This is a genomic window from Streptomyces sp. NPDC029014, assembly GCF_055564695.1.
Window position 1 is genome coordinate 1 of record NZ_JBVHVT010000120.1, and the last position, 20,542, is coordinate 20,542.

General features: G+C 76.1%; 3 protein-coding genes. All 3 read left to right on the plus strand.

Annotated elements, in window-relative coordinates; all coding sequences use genetic code 11:
- Positions 1-2,574: SDR family NAD(P)-dependent oxidoreductase (locus ACZ4VL_RS37390; protein ID WP_468209467.1), on the plus strand; the 2,574-nt coding region annotated here is incomplete at its 5' end.
- Positions 2,575-2,839: 265 nt separating this feature from the next.
- Entirely contained in the window at positions 2,840-18,517 is a 15,678-nt protein-coding gene (locus tag ACZ4VL_RS37395) for a type I polyketide synthase (protein WP_468209469.1), read from the plus strand.
- An 85-nt stretch (positions 18,518-18,602) separates the two neighbouring features.
- Positions 18,603-20,542, plus strand: a 1,940-nt coding sequence (locus tag ACZ4VL_RS37400) for a type I polyketide synthase (RefSeq protein ID WP_468209472.1), incomplete at its 3' end; no start/stop codon positions are given.

Below are 20,542 nucleotides of genomic sequence, written 5' to 3' on the forward strand. Positions count from 1 at the left end.
TTCCGCAACCTGCGGCAGACCGTCGAGCTGGAGAACGCCACCCGTACCCTCCTGGACCAGGGCTTCGGGGTGTTCGTCGAGTCCAGCCCGCACCCCGTCCTGACCGTCGGCCTGCAGGAGACCATCGACGACGCGGGCCGCGAGGCCGCCGTCCTCGGCTCCCTGCGCCGGGCCGAAGGCGGCCCGGAGCGGTTCTGGCTCTCGCTCGGCGAGGCCTGGGCCCACGGCGCCGCAGTGGACTGGGATGCCGTCTTCGCCGGCACCGGAGCCCGCCGCGTGGACCTGCCCACCTACGCCTTCCAGTCCCAGCGGTACTGGCCCGAGGCGGCCCCCGCCGAGCCCGAGGCCCTGCGGGCGGAGAGCGCCACCGACGCGCGGTTCTGGGACGCCGTCGAGCGCGAGGACGTCACGGCCCTGGCCGAGGCCCTCGCCTTCGACACCCCCGACGCGGTCCGGTCGCTCGGCACGGTCCTGCCCGGACTGTCCTCGTGGCGGCGCCGGAGCCGCGAGCAGTCCACGGTCGACGGATGGCGCTACCGCGTCACGTGGAAGGCCCAGGCCGACGCCGCGGCGAAGTCCCGCCTGTCGGGTGCCTGGCTGGTCGTCGTGCCCGAGGCTCCGGCCGGCCCCGCCGCCGACACGGCCGCCGCGGTCCTGCGCACGCTCACCGGCCGCGGCGCCGAGGTCCGTACCGTCACCGTGGCCCCGGACGCAGCCGACCGCGAGACCCTGACCGCCGCTCTCAAGGGGGCCACCGACGCGGCGACCACCGCCCCGGCCGGGGTCCTCTCCCTCCTCGCCCTCGGCGACGGGGACCACTTCGCCGCCGGGCTCGCGCTGTCCCAGGCCCTCGGCGACGCCGACGTCGCCGCGCCCCTGTGGTGCCTCACCCGGGGTGCCGTCGCCGCCGGGCGGTCCGACCGGATCGAGGACCCGGCCCAGGCCCTCCTGTGGGGTCTCGGACGCGTCGCCTCCATGGAGCAGGGCGGCCGCTGGGGCGGCCTGGTCGACCTGCCCCCGCAGGTCGACGACCGCGCCCTCGAACGGCTGGCCGCCGTCCTGGCCGGCGACGGCACCGAGGACCAGGTCGCCGTAAGGCCCTCCGGGCTCCTCGTGCGCCGCCTCGTCCGCGCCCGCCTCGACGGCACGCCCGAGGTGCGCGACTGGCGTCCGACCGGGACGGCGCTGATCACCGGCGGTACGGGCGCGCTCGGCGCGCACGTCGCCCGCTGGCTCGCCGAGAACGGCGCCGAGCACCTCGTCCTCACCAGCCGCCGCGGGCCCGACGCGCCCGGCGCCGACGCACTGCGCGAGGAACTCACCGCGCTCGGCGCCCGGGTGACGATCGCCGCCTGCGACGTGGCCGACCGCGACGCCCTCGCCGCGCTCCTTGCGGCCGTCCCCGCCGACCGGCCGCTCACCGCGGTGTTCCACGCCGCCGCGACCGTCGACGACGGGGTCATCGAAACGCTCGCCCCCGAGCAGGTGGCCGCCGTCCTGCGGGTCAAGGTCGACGCGACCCGGCACCTGCACGAGCTGACCCGCGGCCTCGACCTGTCCGCGTTCGTCCTCTTCTCCTCCTTCGCCGCCACCTTCGGCGCCCCCGGCCAGGGCAACCAGGCCCCCGGCAACGCCTTCCTCGACGCCTTCGCCGAGTACCGGCGGGCCGCCGGCCTGCCCGCCACCTCCCTCGCCTGGGGCCCCTGGGACAGCGCGGACGGGGACGACAGCGCGGCGGGCGACCGCATGCGCCGCCACGGCATCCTCGCCATGCGGCCCGAGCGGACCCTGGCGGCGCTCCGGCACGCCCTGGACCGCGACGAGACCACCCTCACCGTGGTCGACATGGACTGGAAGCGGTTCACGCTCGCCTTCACCGCCGATCGGGCCCGGCCGCTGCTCCTCGAACTCCCCGAGGCCCGCCGGGTCATCGAGAGCGCGGAGCGGGAGACCGCCGAGGACCTGACCGGGGGCGTGCCGCTCAGCCGGCAGCTCGCCGGGCTGCCCGAGGTCGAGCAGGAGCGCCTGCTGCTCGACCTGGTGCGCACGGCCGTCGCCGCCGTCCTCGGCCACGCCGACCTGACCGCCGTCGAGGCCGGCCGCGCCTTCAAGGAGCTCGGCTTCGACTCCCTCACCTCCGTCGAGCTGCGCAACCGGCTCGGCGCGGTCAGCGGCCTGAAACTGCCGGCCAGCCTGGTCTTCGACCACCCCACCCCGGCCGCCGTCGCCGCCTACCTGCGGGCCGGGATCGTGCCGGACGCGGTGGCCGGCGGGGCCCCGCTGCTGGAGGAGATCGACCGGCTGGAGGGGGTCCTCGAACGGGGCACCGCCGACAACGTCGTACGGGCCCGGGTGACCATGCGCCTCCAGGCACTGCTCGCCAAGTGGAACGACAGCGGGGACCCGGCCGGCGTCCAGGCCGGCCCGGCCCCCGCGGACGGCTCCGAGGCCGCTGCCGGGCCCGCGGGCGCGGCCGGCGACACGGACGAGGTCCTCGACGGGGTCGAGCACCTCCAGGACGCGACCGACGAAGAGCTCTTCGCCTTTATCAACAAGGGCCTCGGTCGTTATTGACGGCCTGCCGATTATTGGTGAAGATGGCCAGCCCCCCGAGTAATCGGATCTCATCCGACCGGGGGTAACTGCCCCCTGCGCGCCCCGCCTCCCAGGGGTGCGTAGGGGGCAGTTAGGGGTTGTCGGAGAGATTCAGCGGCAAATAGCCTGCCGCCGAGCAGTCGCTTCGCCAGATATGCGGAGCACTTGTCATCCGATGTCAATTCTCGGATCTGCTCTCAGTCTTTTCCGATGCCGTCTGCTGCAAATTGGGTGGTTGCGTTACATGGCGAACGAACAAACGCTGCGGGACTACCTGAAGCTGGTCACAGCTGATCTGCACCAGACGCGTCAACGGCTCCGCGACGTCGAGGCGAAGAACCAGGACCCCATCGCCATCGTCGGCATGGGCTGCCGCTACCCCGGCGGCGCGGCCTCCCCCGAGCAGCTGTGGCAGCTGGTCGTCGACGAGGTCGACGCCATCACCGGCTTCCCCGCCGAGCGCGGCTGGGACATGGACACCGTCTACCACCCGGATCCGGAGAACCCCGGCACCAGCTACGCCGACCAGGGCGGCTTCGTCCGGGACATCGCCCGCTTCGACCCGTCGCTCTTCGGGATCTCCCCGCGCGAGGCCCTCGCCATGGACCCGCAGCAGCGGCTCCTGCTGGAGACCTCCTGGGAGGCCTTCGAGCGCGCCGGCATCGACCCGACGTCGATGCGCGGCAAGCAGGTCGGCGTGTTCGTGGGCACCAGCAGCCACGACTACCTGACGGCGCTGCTGAGCTCCTCCGAGAACGTGGAGGGCTACCTCGGCACCGGCAACGCGGCCAGTGTCGCCTCGGGCCGCCTGTCGTACACCTTCGGCCTCGAAGGCCCGGCCGTCACCGTCGACACCGCCTGTTCCTCCTCGCTCGTCGCCCTGCACCTGGCCGTGCAGGCCCTGCGCAACGGCGAGTGCTCGCTCGCACTCGCCGGCGGCGCCACCCTGATGGCGGCGCCCGGCACGTTCATCGACTACAGCAAGCAGCGCGGCCTCGCCGTCGACGGCCGCTGCAAGGCGTTCTCGCCGGACGCCGACGGCTTCAGCCTCGCCGAAGGCGTCGGCGTCCTCCTCGTCGAGCGGCTCTCCGACGCCCGCCGCAAGGGCCGCCACGTCCTCGCCGTCATCCGCGGCACCGCCGTCAACCAGGACGGCGCCTCCAACGGCCTGACCGCCCCCAACGGGCCCTCCCAGCAGCGCGTCATCCTGCAGGCGCTGTCCAACGCCCGCCTCACCCCCGACCAGGTCGACGCCGTCGAGGCGCACGGTACGGGTACCGGCCTCGGCGACCCCATCGAAGCCCAGGCGATCATCGCCACGTACGGCCAGGACCGGCCCGACGGCCGTCCGCTCTGGCTGGGCTCGCTCAAGACCAACATCGGCCACGCCCAGGCCGCCGCCGGCGTCGCCGGCGTCATCAAGAGCGTCATGGCCATGCGGCACGGGCTGCTGCCGCGCACGCTGCACGTCTCCGAGCCCACCCCGCACGTCGACTGGTCGGCGGGCGAGGTGTCCCTGCTCACCGAGGCACGGGCCTGGCCGCGGCAGGACGGGCCCCGCCGGATCGGCGTCTCGTCGTTCGGTATGAGCGGCACCAACGCCCACGTCATCCTGGAGAGCGGCGACGAGAGCGCCGCGGACCAGCCGGCCGCGGACCAGCCGGCCGCCGACGGTACGGCCACCGCCGCGCCGTCGGTCGTGCCGGTCGTCCTGTCCGGCAAGACGGAGGCCGCGCTGCGCGCCCAGGCGGCCGCCCTCCACGCCCACCTCACCGATCGCCCCGGCCTCCGCCTCGACGACGTCGCCCACGCTCAGGCACTCACCCGGGCCGCCCTCGACCGCCGCGCCGCGGTCGTCGCCGAGGACCGCGAGGGACTGCTGGCCGGCCTCGCGGCGCTCGCCGAGGGCCGCCCGTCGGCCGACGTCGTCGAAGGGGCCGCGACCGAAGGCAAGCTGGCGTTCCTGTTCACCGGCCAGGGCAGCCAGCGCCTCGGCATGGGTCGCGAACTGCACGCCACCCAGCCGGTGTTCGCCGCCGCTCTGGACGCGGTCTGCGAGCGCATCGACCCGCTCCTCGAACTGCCCCTGAAAGACGTGCTGTTCGGGACCGACGCGGAACTCCTCGACCGTACCGGCCACACCCAGCCCGCGCTGTTCGCCGTCGAGGTCGCACTGTTCCGGCTGGTCGAGTCGTGGGGCCTGAAGCCGGACTTCCTGGCCGGCCACTCCATCGGCGAGATCGCCGCCGCCCACGTCGCGGGGGTGTTCTCCCTCGACGACGCGTGCACGCTGGTCGCGGCCCGCGGCCGGCTGATGCAGGCCCTCCCGGCCGGCGGCGCCATGATCGCCGTCGAGGCCGCGGAGGACGAGCTCCTGCCGCTGCTCACCGACCGCGTCGGCATCGCCGCGGTCAACGGCCCCCGGTCGGTGGTCGTCGCCGGTGACGGGGATGCGGCGGCCGCCGTCGCCGCGCACTTCGAGGCGCAGGGCCGCAAGACCAAGCGGCTCACCGTCAGCCACGCGTTCCACTCGCCGCACATGGACGGCATGCTCGACGCCTTCCGGCAGGTGGCCGAGGGGATCACGTACGAGACCCCGCGCATCCCCGTCGTGTCCTGCCTGACCGGCGCCCTCGCCGGCGGCGACATGGCCACGGCCGACTTCTGGGTCCGGCACGTCCGCGAGGCGGTCCGCTTCCTCGACGCCGTCCGCTGGCTGGAGAGCCGCGGCGTCACCGCCTACGTCGAACTCGGCCCCGGCGGCGTCCTCTCCGCCCTCGGCCAGGACTGCCAGACCGCCACCGGCCCCCGCGCCGCCGCCTTCCTGCCCGCACTGCGCGCCGACCGCCCCGAGGCCCGGTCGCTGACCGCCGCCGTGGCCGGCGCCCACGTCCGCGGGCTCTCCCCGGACTGGGCCGCCCGCTTCGCCGGCAGCGGCACCCGCCGCGTCGAGCTGCCGACGTACGCCTTCCAGCGCGAGCCGTACTGGCCCCGGGACCCGTTCACGGACTTCGCCGAGCCCGCCGACGGCCACGCGCTCGGCGCCACCGACGCCCGGTTCTGGGAGGTCGTCGACAGCGAGGACCTGGCCGCGCTCGCCGACACCCTCGGAGTCGCCGGCGACGAGCCGCTCAGCAGCGTGCTGCCCGCGCTCTCCGCCTGGCACCGCCGCCACCGCGACCGCGGCACCGTCGGCGGCTGGCGCTACCGGACCACCTGGAAGCCGCTCACCGGCGTCGAGCCCGCGCCCCTGGCCGGCCACTGGCTCCTCGCCGTGCCCGCTGGCCACACGGACGCCCCCTGGGCCGTCGCCGCCGCCGGGGCCCTGACCGCCCGCGGCACCACCGTCAGCACCCTGCCCGTCGACACGACCGCCGACGACCGGGCCGCCCTCGCCCACCGGATCGCCGAGACCCTCGCCGGGACGGACACGCCCGCCGGAGTGCTCTCCCTGCTCGCCCTCGACGAGCAGCCGCACCCCGAGGACCCGGCCCTGACCGCCGGCCTCGCCGCCACCCTCGCCCTCGTCCAGGCCCTCGGCGACGCCGACGTGGACGCCCCGCTGTGGGCCGCCACCCAGGGGGCGGTGGCCACCGGCCGCTCCGACCGGCTCACCGGACCCGCCCAGGCCGCCGTCTGGGGCTTCGGCCGCACCGCCGCCCTCGAACTCCCCGCCCGCTGGGGCGGCCTCGTCGACCTGCCCCCGACCCCCGACGAGCGGTCCGCGGCCCGCCTCACCGACGTCCTGGCCGGCCTCGGCGGAGAGGACCACCTCGCCGTCCGCTCCACCGGCGTCTTCGTCCGCCGACTGGTCCGCGCCACCCACGAGCAGGCCCCCGCCGGCGAGTGGACCACCTCCGGCACCGCCCTGGTCACCGGCGGCACCGGCGCCCTCGGCGGCCACGTCGCCCGCTGGCTCGTCCGCAACGGCGCCGAGCACCTGCTGCTCGTCAGCCGGCGCGGCCCCGAGGCCGACGGCGCGGCCGCACTCGCCGCCGAACTGCGCGACCTGGGCGCCCGGGTCACCGTTGCCGCCTGCGACGTCGCCGACCGCGACGCCGTCGCCGAGCTGCTCGCCGGCATCCCGGCAGACCTGCCGCTCACCACCGTCGTCCACGCCGCCGGCGTCCTCGACGACGGCGTCCTCGACGCGCAGACCCCGCGCCGCCTGGCCGACGTCCTGCGCCCCAAGGCCCACGCCGCCGGCGTCCTGCACGAGCTGACCCGCGACCTGGACCTCTCCGCGTTCGTCCTCTTCTCCTCCGTCGCCGCCGCCTTCGGCGCCGCCGGACAGGCCAACTACGCCGCCGCCAACGCCTCCCTGGACGCCCTCGCCGAGCAGCGCCGCGCCGACGGCCTGCCCGCCACCGTCCTGTCCTGGGGTGCCTGGGCCGAGGGCGGCATGGCCACCGACGAGCTCGTCGCCGACCGACTGCGCGCCGCCGGACTCCCGGCGCTCGCCCCCGAACTCGCCCTGTCGGCCCTGCACACGGCCCTCACCCTCGACGAGACCGCGTCCGTCGTCGCCGACATCGACTGGGACCGGCTGGCGCCCGGCCTCACCGCCGTACGCCCCTGCCCGCTGATCGCCGACCTCCCCGAGGCCGTCCGGGCCCTCACCGCGGCCGGCGCCACTGACAGCGCCACCGCCGACCCGGCCGCCGACTCCCTCGCCCGGCAGCTCGACCGGGCCCCGGCCGGCGAACGCGACGCGCTCGCCCTGGAGTTCGTCCGCACCCAGATCGCCGCCGTCCTCGGCTACCCGGGCCCGGCCTCCGTCGACCCCGCCATCGCCTTCCGCGACCTCGGCTTCGACTCCCTCACCGCGGTCGAGATCCGCAACCTCCTCACCGCCCGCACCGGCCTGCGCCTGCCCGCCACCCTGATCTTCGACTACCCCAACTCCCTCGCCCTGGCCGCCTTCCTCCAGGGCGAGCTCCTCGGCGACGCCCACCCCGCCGACGGCGCCACCTCCGCGGCGCACGGCCCCGTCGCCGCCACGGGCACCGCCACCGACGACGACCCCATCGCCATCGTCGCCATGAGCTGCCGCTTCCCCGGCGGCGTGGACACCCCCGAGCAGCTGTGGGAGCTCCTCGTCAACGGCCGCGACGCGATCTCCGGCTTCCCCGCCGACCGCGGCTGGGACCTGGAGGGCCTGTACGACCCGGAGTCCCTGACCGAGAACACCACGTACGTCCGCGAGGGCGGCTTCCTCGCCGACGCCACCGAGTTCGACCCCGCGTTCTTCGGGATCTCCCCGCGCGAGGCCCTCGCCATGGACCCGCAGCAGCGCCTGCTGCTGGAGACCTCGTGGGAGGTCCTCGAACGGGCCGGCATCGACCCCGCCGCCGTGCGCGGCGAGCGGATCGGCGTGTTCACCGGCACCAACGGCCAGGACTACCTGGACGTCATCCTCGCCGCCCCGGACGGCACCGAGGGGTTCCTCGGCACCGGCAACGCGGCGAGCGTCGTCTCCGGACGCGTCAGCTACGTCCTCGGCCTGGAGGGCCCGGCCGTCACCGTCGACACCGCCTGCTCCTCCTCCCTGGTCGCCCTGCACTGGGCGATCCAGGCCCTGCGGGCCGGCGAGTGCACCATGGCCCTGGCCGGCGGTGTGACCGTCATGTCCACGCCCGCCTCGTTCATCGACTTCAGCCGCCAGCGCGGCCTGGCCGCCGACGGCCGGATCAAGGCCTTCGCGGCCGCCGCCGACGGCACCGGCTGGGGCGAGGGCCTCGGCATCCTGCTCGTCGAGCGGCTGTCCGACGCCCGCCGCAACGGCCACCCGGTCCTCGCCCTGGTCCGCGGCTCGGCCGTCAACCAGGACGGCGCCAGCAACGGCCTCACCGCCCCGAACGGCCCCTCCCAGCAGCGCGTCATCCGGCAGGCCCTGGCCGGCGCCGGCCTGTCCGCCACCGAGGTGGACGCCGTCGAGGCCCACGGCACCGGCACGCGGCTCGGCGACCCCATCGAGGCCCAGGCACTGCTCGCAACCTACGGCCAGGAACGCCCCGCAGGACAGCCCCTCCTGCTCGGCTCCATCAAGTCGAACCTCGGCCACACCCAGGCCGCGGCCGGCGTCGCCGGCGTGATGAAGATGGTCCTCGCCATGCAGCACGGCGTCCTCCCGCCGACCCTGCACGTGGACGAGCCCACCCCGCATGTCGACTGGACCGCGGGCGACGTCGCCCTGCTGACCGAGGCCACCGCATGGCCCGAGACCGGACGCCCGCGCCGGGCCGGCATCTCCTCCTTCGGCATCAGCGGCACCAACGCCCACACCATCGTCGAGCAGGCCCCGGAAGCCGAGCCGGCGGGCGAGACCCCGGCCGAGCCCGCCGCCCGCCCGGACGCACCCCTGCCGTGGATCCTGTCGGCCCGGACCCGGGACGCCCTGCGGGACCAGGCCCGCGGCCTGCACGCCTACGCCCTCCGGCACCCCGAACTGCGCCCCGCCGACCTCGGCTTCGCCCTGGCCGCCGGCCGCTCCGCCTTCGAGCACCGGGCCGCCGTGGTGGCCGCGGACCGGGCCGCGCTGCTCGCCGCGCTCCAGACCCTGGCGGAGGGCGGCTCGGCCGCCGCCCTCGTCGAGGGCACGCCGACCGCGGGCAGGACCGCCTTCCTGTTCACCGGGCAGGGCAGCCAGCGCCCCGGCACGGGCCGTGAGCTGTACGACGCCCACCCGGTGTTCGCGGACGCCCTCGACGCCACCTGCGCCCGCATGGACGCCCACCTCGAACTGCCCCTGAAGGACGTCCTGTTCGGGACGGACACCGCCTTGCTGGACCGTACGGAGTACACCCAGCCGGCGCTCTTCGCGGTCGAGGTGGCCCTGTTCCGGCTCGTCGAGTCCTGGGGTGTGAAGCCGGACTTCCTGTCCGGCCACTCGATCGGCGAGATCGCCGCCGCCCACGTCGCGGGGGTGTTCTCCCTCGACGACGCGTGCACCCTGGTCGCGGCCCGCGGCCGGCTGATGCAGGCCCTCCCCGCCGGCGGCGCGATGATCGCGGTCCAGGCCTCGGAGGACGAGGTCCTGCCGCTGCTCACCGACGCCGACCAGGTGTCCGTCGCCGCGGTCAACGGCCCGCAGTCGGTCGTCGTCGCCGGTGACGAGGACGCCGCGGCCGCCGTCGCCGCGCACTTCGAGGCACAGGGTCGCAAGACCAAGCGGCTCACCGTCAGCCACGCGTTCCACTCGCCGCACATGGACGGCATGCTCGACGCCTTCCGCCGGGTGGCCGAGGGGATCACGTACGAGACCCCGCGCATCCCGGTCGTGTCGAACCTGACCGGGGCCCTCGTCACCGGCGAGATGGGGTCGGCGGAGTTCTGGGTGCGACACGTCCGCGAGGCGGTCCGTTTCCTCGACGGCGTCCGCGCCCTCGAAGCCGCCGGGGTGACCACGTTCGTCGAGCTCGGCCCCGACGGGGTGCTGTCCGCCCTCGCCCAGGAGTGCGTCACCGAGGACGCCGTCTTCGTGCCCGTCCTGCGCAAGGGCCGCGACGAGGCCGAGGCCCTCGTGACCGCCCTCGCCCGGGCCCACGCCCACGGCGTCCGCGTCGACTGGCAGGCCTTCTTCGCCGCCACCGCCACCGGCGCCCTGCGCGTCGACCTGCCCACCTACCCCTTCCAGCGGCAGCGCTACTGGCCCGCGATCTCCTCCGCCCTCTACCTCGGCGACGTCGAGGCGATCGGCCTCGACGACACCGGCCACCCGCTGCTCACCGCCGGCGTCGCCCTGCCCGAGTCCGACGGCATGGTGTTCGCCGGGCGCCTCGCCCTCGCCACCCACCCCTGGCTGGCCGACCACGCCATCCTCGGCAGCGTCCTGCTGCCCGGCACCGCCTTCGTGGAGCTCGCCACCCGCGCGGGCGACCAGCTCGGCTGCGACCACCTCGAGGAACTCACCCTCGAAGCGCCCCTGGTGCTGCCCGAGCGCGGCGGCGTCCAGCTGCGCGTCCGGGTGGGCGCCGCCGACGGCGCCGGCCGCCGGCCGTTCGCCCTGCACTCCCGGGCCGAGGGCCTCGCCGCGGAGGAGCCCTGGACGCGGCACGCCGCCGGTGTCCTCGCCGAGGCCGCCCGCCCGGCCGCATCCTTCGACCTGACCTCCTGGCCCCCGGCCGGCGCCACCGAGCTACCGCTCGACGGCCGCTACGAGGCCCTCGACACCATCGGCTTCGCCTACGGCCCCGTCTTCCGCGGCCTGCGCACCGCCTGGCAGCTCGACGGCGCCGTGTACGCCGAGGTCCGCCTGCCCGAGGGCACCGAGGACCAGGCCGGCCGCTTCGGCCTGCACCCCGCGCTGCTCGACGCGGCCCTCCACGCGATCGGCCTCGACGGCATCGGCACCGACGACGGCCGGGGCCGGCTGCCCTTCGCCTGGAGCGGCGTCTCGCTGTACGCGGGCGGGGCCGCCGCCCTGCGCGTCCGCCTCACCCCGGCCGGCGCCGAGGGCGTCCGCCTGGAGATCGCCGACGCCTCCGGCGCCCCGGTCGCGCTCGTCGAGTCGCTCGGCCTGCGCCCGGTCACCGCCGACCAGCTGCGCGCCGCCCGCGCCACCTACCACGACTCCGTGTTCCGCCAGCAGTGGACCGAACTCGCGGGCCCCGCCGCCCCGGACCGGGCCCTCACGGCCCGGTACGCCGTCCTCGGCGACGCCCGGGCCGACGGACTGCGCCCCGCGGACGCCGAGCACCACGCCGACCTGGCCGCCCTGGCCGCCGCGGTCGACGCGGGAGCACCCGTACCCGACGAGGTCGTCCACGTCCTCGCGCCGACCCCGGCCCCCCTCACCGCCGGGGCCGTGCACGCGGCGTCCCACGACGCCCTGGCCCTCGCCCAGGCGTGGCTGGCCGACGAGCGGTTCGCCGCCGCCCGGCTGGTGTGCGTCACCCGTGGCGCGGTCGCCGCGGCACCCGACGAGGACGTGACCGACCTCGCCGCCGCCACCGTCTGGGGCCTGCTGCGCTCGGCGCAGACCGAGAACCCGGGCCGGATCGCCCTCGTCGACGTCGATGCCGACGTCGACGCGGAGACCGGTGGCGCGGACGCCCTGCGGGCCGCGCTCGGCTCCGACGAGGAGCGGTTCGCCCTGCGCTCCGGCACCGTCCTCGTCCCGCGCCTCGCCCGGGTCGAAACGGCGGAAGGGGACGGCAGCGACACCGACCGCACCCCGGCCTTCGGCCCGGACGGCACGGTCCTGATCACCGGCGCCACCGGCGCCCTGGGCGGGCTCGTCGCCCGCCACCTGGCGACCGCCCACGGGGTACGCCACCTGCTGCTCGCCGGCCGCCGCGGCGCCGACGCCCCCGGCGCCGCCGAACTCGTCGCCGAGCTCGCCGCGTCGGGCGCCACCGCCACCTGGGCGGCCTGCGACGTCGCCGACCGGGACGCCCTCGCCGCCCTCCTCGCCGGCATCCCGGCCGAGCACCCCCTCACCGGGGTCGTCCACACCGCCGGTGTCCTCGACGACGGCATCCTCTCCTCGCTGACCCCCGACCGGCTGTCGGCGGTGCTGCGCCCCAAGGTGGACGCGGCATGGAACCTGCACGAGCTGACCCGGGACCTCGGCCTCTCCGCCTTCGTCCTGTTCTCCTCCACCTCCGGCCTGTTCGGCGGACCCGGCCAGGGCAACTACGCCGCGGCCAACTCCTTCCTCGACTCCCTCGCCCAGCACCGCCGGGCGAGGGGCCTTCCGGCCGCCGCGCTCGCCTGGGGCCTGTGGTCCGTCGCCGACGGCATGGCAGGCTCCCTGGACGCCGCCGACGTCAACCGGATGCGCCGGGCCGGACTGCCCCCGCTGACGGCCGCCGACGGCCTGGAGCTGTTCGACACCGCCGTCTCCCTCGACGACGCGGCCGTGGCCCTGATGCGCGTCGACACCGACGCCCTGCGCCCGCAGGCCGCCGCGGGCACCGTCGCCCCGCTGCTGCGCGGCCTCGTCCGGGGTGTGGCGCGCCGTTCCGTGGACGCCGCGGCCGCCGCCGGCGGCGAACCGGAGCTGCGGGCCCGGCTGGCCGCGATGACCGCCGCCGAACAGGACCGCGCCCTGCTGGACCTCGTGCGCACGCAGGTCGCCGCGGTCCTCGGACACGCCGGCCCGGCCGCCGTCGAGTCGGGGCGGGCGTTCAAGGAGCTGGGCTTCGACTCGCTCACCGCCGTGGAGCTCCGCAACCGGCTGAACGCGGCCACCGCCCTGCGCCTGCCCGCCACCCTCGTCTTCGACTACCCGGACCCGACCGTCCTGGCCCGCCACCTGCGCACCGAGCTGATCGGCGACACGGACACCGGCACGGGTGCGGGCACCGGCGCGGGCACCGCCGCCGGGTCCGCGGCCCCGTCGGCCACGGTGGCCGCGGCCGACGACGAGCCCATCGCCATCGTCGCGATGAGCTGCCGCTACCCCGGTGATGTCCGCACCCCCGAGGACCTGTGGGCGCTGCTGGCCGCCGGCGAGGACGGCATCACCCGCCTCCCCGAGAACCGCGGCTGGGACACCGAGGCCCTCTACCACCCCGACCCCGAGCACCCGGGCACCTCGTACGCCCGCGAGGGCGGCTTCCTGCACGACGCCGCCGAGTTCGACGCCGCGTTCTTCGGGATCTCCCCGCGCGAGGCCCTCGCCATGGACCCGCAGCAGCGCCTGCTGCTGGAGACCGCCTGGGAGGTCTTCGAACGGGCCGGCATCGCCCCGTCATCGGTGCGCGGCACCCGTACGGGCGTCTTCGCCGGCGTCATGTACCACGACTACGGCGCCCGCCTGCACGCCGTGCCCGACGGCGTCGAGGGCTACCTCGGCACCGGCAGCTCCAGCAGCATCGTCTCCGGCCGCGTCGCCTACACCTTCGGCCTGGAGGGCCCGGCCGTCACCGTCGACACCGCCTGCTCCTCCTCGCTGGTGGCCCTGCACCTCGCCGCGCAGGCCCTGCGGGGCGGCGAGTGCTCGCTGGCCCTGGCCGGCGGCGTCACCGTGATGTTCACGCCGGGCACCTTCATCGAGTTCAGCCGCCAGCGCGGCCTCGCCGCCGACGGCCGCTGCAAGTCCTTCGCCGCTGCCGCCGACGGCACCGGCTGGGGCGAGGGCGCGGGCATGCTCCTGCTGGAGCGGCTCTCCGACGCCCGCCGCAACGGCCACCAGGTGCTGGCCGTGCTCCGCGGCTCCGCCGTCAACCAGGACGGCGCCTCCAACGGCCTCACCGCCCCCAACGGCCCGTCCCAGCAGCGGGTCATCCGGCAGGCCCTCGCCAGCGCCCGACTGTCGGCCGCCGAGGTCGACGTGGTCGAGGCGCACGGCACGGGCACCACCCTCGGCGACCCGATCGAGGCCCAGGCCCTCCTCGCCACGTACGGCCGCGAGCACAGCGACGACCGGCCGCTGCTCCTCGGCTCGGTGAAGTCCAACCTGGGCCACACCCAGGCCGCGGCCGGTGTCGCCGGCGTCATCAAGATGGTCATGGCGATGCGCCACGGCGTGGTCCCGAAGACCCTGCACGTGGACGAGCCGACCCCACACGTCGACTGGTCGGCGGGCGCGGTGTCCCTGCTCACCGAGCAGGTGGCCTGGCCGGAGACGGGCCGTCCACGCCGCGCCGGCGTCTCCTCCTTCGGCATCAGCGGCACCAACGCCCACGCCATCATCGAGGAGGCCCCGCAGCCCGCCGCCGAACCGCAGCCGACCGTCGAACCGGAACCGGCCGTCGAGCCGGCGCCGGCGCCGGGCGCGCAGGCCGAGCGGGCGCCGTTCCTGCCTGTGGTCCTGTCCGCCCGCGGCGAGGACGCCCTGCGCGCCCAGGCCCGCCGCCTCCACACCCGCGTCCACGGCGACACGGGCCTGCGCCCCGCCGACCTCGCCCTGTCCCTGGCCGCCGGCCGCTCCGCCCTGGAGCAGCGCGCCGCACTCGTCGCCACGGACCGCGAGGGGCTGCTCCGCGCCCTGGACGCACTGGCCCGCGGCGAGGACACCCCCGGACTGGTCCGGGGCACAGCCCGCGAGAACCAGGTGGCCTTCCTGTTCACCGGACAGGGCAGCCAGCGGCTCGGCGCGGGGCGTGAGCTGTACGACGCCCACCCCGCCTTCGCCGACGCCCTGGACGAGGTGTGCGCCGAGCTCGACCGGCACCTCGAACTCCCGCTGAAGCACGTGCTGTTCGGGTCCGACGCCGCCCTGCTGGACCGGACGGGGTACACCCAGCCCGCCCTGTTCGCCGTCGAGGTGGCGCTGTTCCGGCTGCTGGACGGCTGGGGCCTGCGGCCCGACGTCCTCGCCGGCCACTCCATCGGCGAGCTCACCGCCGCGCACGTCGCGGGGGTCCTCTCCCTCCAGGACGCCGCCGAACTGGTCTGCGCCCGCGGCCGGCTGATGCAGGCCCTCCCGGCCGGCGGCGCGATGATCGCCCTCCAGGCGGCCGAGGACGAGATCCTGCCGCTGCTGACCGGCACCGACCGGGTGAGCATCGCCGCGGTCAACGGCCCGCAGTCGGTGGTCGTCGCCGGCGACGAGGACGCGGCCGCCGCCGTCGCCGCGCACTTCGAGGCGCAGGGCCGCAGGACCAAGCGCCTCACCGTCAGCCACGCCTTCCACTCGCCGCACATGGACGGCATGCTCGCCGACTTCCGCAAGGTCGCCGAGGGCCTGGCCTACGCGACCCCGCGCATCCCCGTCGTCTCCCTCCTCACCGGCGCCCTCGTCACCGACGAGATGGCCTCCGCCGACTTCTGGGTCCGGCACGTCCGCGAAGCCGTTCGCTTCCTCGACGGCATCCGCGCCCTGGACGCCGCGGGCGTGACCGCGTACGTCGAACTCGGCCCCGACGGCATCCTGTCCGCGCTCGCCCAGGACTGCCTGGCCGACACCGCCGAGCCCGCCCCCTGCGTGCCCGTGCTACGCAAGGACCGCCCCGAGTCCGAGGCCCTCGCCGCGGCCCTCGCCCGGGTCCACGTCCACGGCGTGGCCGTCGACTGGACGGCGTACTTCGCCGGCACCGGCGCCCGGCCCGTCGACCTGCCGACGTACCCCTTCCAGCGCAAGCGCTACTGGCTCGACGTGGGCGTCTCCGTCGAGGACGTGCTGGCCGCCGGCCTCGACACGCCTGACCACCCGCTGCTCGGCGCCACCGTCCCGCTGCCCGCCTCCGACGGCCTGCTCCTCACCGGACGCCTGGCCCTGACCACCCACCCCTGGCTGGCCGACCACACGGTCATGGACACCGTCCTGCTGCCCGGCACCGCCTTCGTCGAACTGGCCCTGCGCGCCGGTGCCGAGGTCGGCTGCGAGACCGTCGACGAGCTGGCCATCGAGGCCCCGCTCACCCTCGCCGACCAGGGCGCCGTCCAGCTCCAGCTGGCCGTCGACGCCGCCGACGACACGGGCCGCCGCACCCTGGCCCTGCACGCGCGGCCGGCGGACGCCCCGGCGGACGAGCCGTGGACCCGGCACGCCACCGGCGTGCTCGCCCCCGCCGGCCCGCAGCGCACCGCCGACCTGGCCGCGTGGCCGCCGGCCGGCGCCGAACCGGTCCCCACCGACGGCTTCTACCCGGCCGCGGCCGCCGCCGGCCTCGGCTACGGGCCGGTGTTCCAGGGCCTGCGCGCCGCCTGGCGGCGCGACGGCGAACTGTTCGCCGAGGTCGCGCTCGACGAGGCGTACGGGAGCGACGCCGCCGGCTACGGCGTGCACCCGGCGCTCCTCGACGCCGCCCTCCAGGCCATCGGCCTCGGCGTCCCCGGCAGCACCGACGGCGAGCCCGCCGAAGGCGCCCGGCTGCCGTTCGCCTGGACCGGCGTACGGCTGTACGCGGCCGGCGCGGCCGGCCTGCGGGTCCGGATCACCGCCGGCGCGTCCGGCGGACTGGCCCTGGACGTCGCCGACACCACCGGAGCCCCGGTGGCCTCGGTCGACTCGCTGATCCTGCGCCCCGTCTCCGCGGACGGCCTCGGCGCCGACCGGACCGCCCACCACGAGTCCCTGTTCGGCGTGGAATGGACCAGGCTGCCGCTCACCGCCGGCCCGGTCCCGGCCGGCGAGCGCTGGGCCGTCCTGGACGCGGACCGGGCGGACTTCCGCATCGCCGGTGAACCGCTCGACGTCCACCCGCACCTCGCCGCACTGCGCGAGCAGCTCGCCGCCGGCGCCCCCGCACCGGCCGTGGTGATCGTCCCCCTGTCCGGCACCGCCACCGCCGACGGCCGGGCCACCGCCGCCCGGACCGCCGCGCACCACGCCCTCGCCCTCGTCCAGGAGTGGCTGGCCGAGGAGCGGCTCGACGCCTCCAGGCTGGTCCTGCTCACCCGCGGCACCGTGGCCGCCGTACCGGGCGACCACGTCACCGACCTGGCCCACGCTCCGGTGTGGGGCCTGGTGCGGTCGGCGCAGTCGGAGAACCCCGGCCGGTTCGTCCTCGCCGACACCGACGGATCCGACGCCTCCCTCGGCGCCCTGGCCGCCGCCCTCGCCGGCGACGAACCGCAGTTCGCGCTGCGGGCGGGCGAGGCGTACGCCTTCCGCCTGCGCCGCACGGCCCGCACCGACGCCGGCCAGGACCCGACCCGCCCGGCCCTGCCCGAGCTCGACACCGCCGGCACCGTCCTCCTCACCGGCGCCACCGGCACCCTCGGCAGGCTCTTCGCCCGCCACCTCGCCGGCTCCCACGGCGTACGGAACCTGCTGCTGCTCAGCCGCCGCGGAGACGCGGCACCCGGCGCGGCGGACCTGACCCGCGACCTGGCCGGCCTCGGCGCCGAGGTCACCTGGGCCGCGTGCGACACCGCCGACCGGGACGCCCTGGCGGCCGTCCTGGCCGCCGTACCGGCCGACCGGCCGCTGACCGCGGTCGTCCACACGGCCGGCGTCCTCGACGACGGCATCATCGACTCCCTCACCCCGCAACGCCTCGACACGGTCCTGCGGCCCAAGGTCGACGCGGCCTGGAACCTGCACGAGCTGACCGAGGGCCACCAGCTCTCCGCGTTCGTGCTGTTCTCCTCGGTCGCCGGCTCCTTCGGCGCCCCCGGCCAGGGCAACTACGCCGCCGCCAACGCCTTCCTGGACGCCCTCGCCCAGCACCGGGCCGCCCGCGGCCTGGCCGCGAGCTCCCTCGCCTGGGGCCTGTGGGCCACCGCGGACGGCATGGCCGGCGCCCTCGACGAGGCCGACCTGACGCGGATGGCGCGCGCCGGTGTCACCGGGCTCACCCCCGAGGAGGGCCTGGCCCTCTTCGACACCACCCGCACCCTGGACGACGCCGTCCTCGTCCCGATGCGCGTCGAACCGGCCGTCCTGCGCGCCCAGGCCGCCGACGGCACCCTGCCGCCGCTGCTGCGCGGACTCGTCCGCACCCCGGCACGCCGGGCCGCCGCCCCCGCGACCCGGGCCGTCTCCCGGACCGCCGCCGAACCGGCGGCGGACTCCCTCACGGCGCGGCTGGCGGGCCTGCCGGCAGCGGAACGGCAGCAGGCGCTGGACGAGCTGGTCCGCGGCCAGGTCGCCGCGGTCCTCGGCCACGGCACGGCCGACGACGTCGACGCCGCCCGCGGCTTCCTCGACCTGGGCTTCGACTCGCTGACGGCGGTCGACCTCCGCAACCGGCTCACCGCCGCCTCCGGGCTGCGGCTGCCCGTCACGCTGATCTTCGACTACCCGTCACCGTCGGCGCTCGCCGCGTACATCGGGGAGCGGACCGGTCAGGACGGCCCCGGCCGCCCCTCCGTCCACTCGGAACTCGACAAGCTCGAATCCCTCCTCTCGGCGGTCGCCCCCGACGACGCCGACCGCGCGGGCATCACCGCCCGGCTGCGAGACCTCCTGGCGAAGTGGAATGACACGCACAGTGCACCGGACAGCGCCGCCGAAGAGCGGGACATCCAGGCCGCCACGGCCGACGAGCTCTTCGACCTCCTCGACGACGAACTCGGCCTGTCCTGACCACCACCACCGGAACGGGACGACGATGACCCCTCCGACGACCTTGACGACCCTGACCACTTCGAGCACGGGGATGGCGTAAGACATGGTGAACGAGGAGAAGTACCTCGATTACCTCAAGCGGGCAACGGCCGATCTCCGCGAGGCGCGCCGCAAGCTCCGCGAGGTGGAGGAGCGCGAGCAGGAACCGATCGCGATCGTGGCGATGAGCTGCCGCTACCCCGGGGGAGTCGACACCCCCGAGGCCCTGTGGGAGCTCGTGGCCCGCGGCGGGGACGCCGTCACCGCGTACCCCGCCGACCGCGGCTGGCCCGCCGAGGTCCTCTTCGACCCCGACCCGGACAGCGGCGTCGAGGCGTACGAGCAGGTCGGTGGCTTCCTGCACGAAGCCCACCACTTCGACCCCGGCTTCTTCGGGATCTCCCCGCGCGAGGCCCTGGCCATGGACCCGCAGCAGCGGCTCCTGCTGGAAACCTCGTGGGAGGCCTTCGAACGGGCCGGCATCGACCCCGCCTCGCTGCGCGGCAGCCGCACCGGCGTCTTCGCGGGCCTGATGTACCACGACTACGCCGCCCGCCTGTTCAGCGTCCCGGAGGAGATCGAGGGCTTCCTCGGCAACGGCAGCTCCGGCAGCATCGCCTCCGGCCGCATCGCCTACACCCTCGGCCTCGAAGGCCCCGCCGTCACCGTCGACACGGCGTGCTCGTCCTCCCTCGTCGCCGTCCACCTCGCCGCCCGGGCCCTGCGCAGCGGCGAGTGCACCCTCGCCCTGGCCGGCGGTGTCACCGTCATGTCGACGCCCGGCACCTTCACCGAGTTCAGCCGCCACCGCGGGCTGGCCGGCGACGGCCGCTGCAAGTCCTTCGCCGCCGCCGCCGACGGCACCGGCTGGGGCGAGGGCGCCGGCATGCTCGTCCTGGAACGGCTCTCGGACGCCCGCCGCAACGGGCACCCCGTGCTCGCCGTCGTCCGCGGCACCGCCGTCAACCAGGACGGCGCCAGCAGCGGCCTGACCGCCCCCAACGGCCCCTCCCAGCAGCGCGTCATCCGCGACGCGCTCGCCGGGGCCCGCCTCTCGCCCGCCCAGATCGACGCCGTCGAGGCCCACGGCACCGGCACGACGCTCGGCGACCCGATCGAAGCCCAGGCGCTGCTCGCCACCTACGGCCAGGACCGGCCCGAGGACCGGCCGCTGCTCCTCGGCTCGATCAAGTCGAACATCGGACACACGCAGGCCGCCGCCGGCGTCGCGGGCATCATCAAGATGGTCATGGCGATGCGCCACGGCGTGCTGCCGCAGACCCTGCACGTCGACGAGCCCACCCCGAACGTGGACTGGACGGAGGGCGCCGTCCGGCTCCTCACCGAGTCCGTGCCGTGGCCCGAGACCGGCGCCCCGCGGCGCGCCGGCGTCTCCTCGTTCGGCATCAGCGGCACCAACGCGCACACCGTCATCGAGCAGGCCCCGGCCCCGGAGACCGCGGAGCCGGCGGAGCCGTCCGCCGCCCCCACGGTCCCGGCAGCCCCCGTACCGCCGCTGTGGAACCTCTCGGCCAAGTCGCCGACCGCCCTGCGCGCCCAGGCCCAGAAGCTGCACGCGCACCTGACGGCCCACCCCGGGCTGCCCGCCGCCGACGTCGCCCACTCGCTCGTGAGCGGACGCACCGACTTCGAGCACCGGGCGGTCCTCACGGCCGCCGACGAGCCCGGACTCCTCCGCGCGCTGGAGTCCCTCGCCGCCCTCGGCCCGGAGGCGTCCGCCCCCGGCGTCACCCGCGGCCGCCCGGTCGCCGGGAAGCTGGCCTTCCTGTTCACCGGGCAGGGCAGCCAGCGCCTCGGCACGGGCCGCGAACTGTACGCCGCCCACCCGGTGTTCGCCGCCGCGCTGGACGCGGTGTGCGAGCGACTCGACCCGCTCCTCGAACGGCCCTTGAAGGACGTGCTGTTCGGGTCGGACAAGGAACTGCTGGACCGGACGGAGTTCACGCAGCCGGCGCTGTTCGCGGTCGAGGTGGCGCTGTTCCG

Bases quoted from the DNA above. Each gene is read 5' to 3' on its own strand.
- ACZ4VL_RS37395 (WP_468209469.1), top strand. From the start codon at position 2,840: ATGGCGAACGAACAAACGCTGCGGGACTACCTGAAGCTGGTCACAGCT.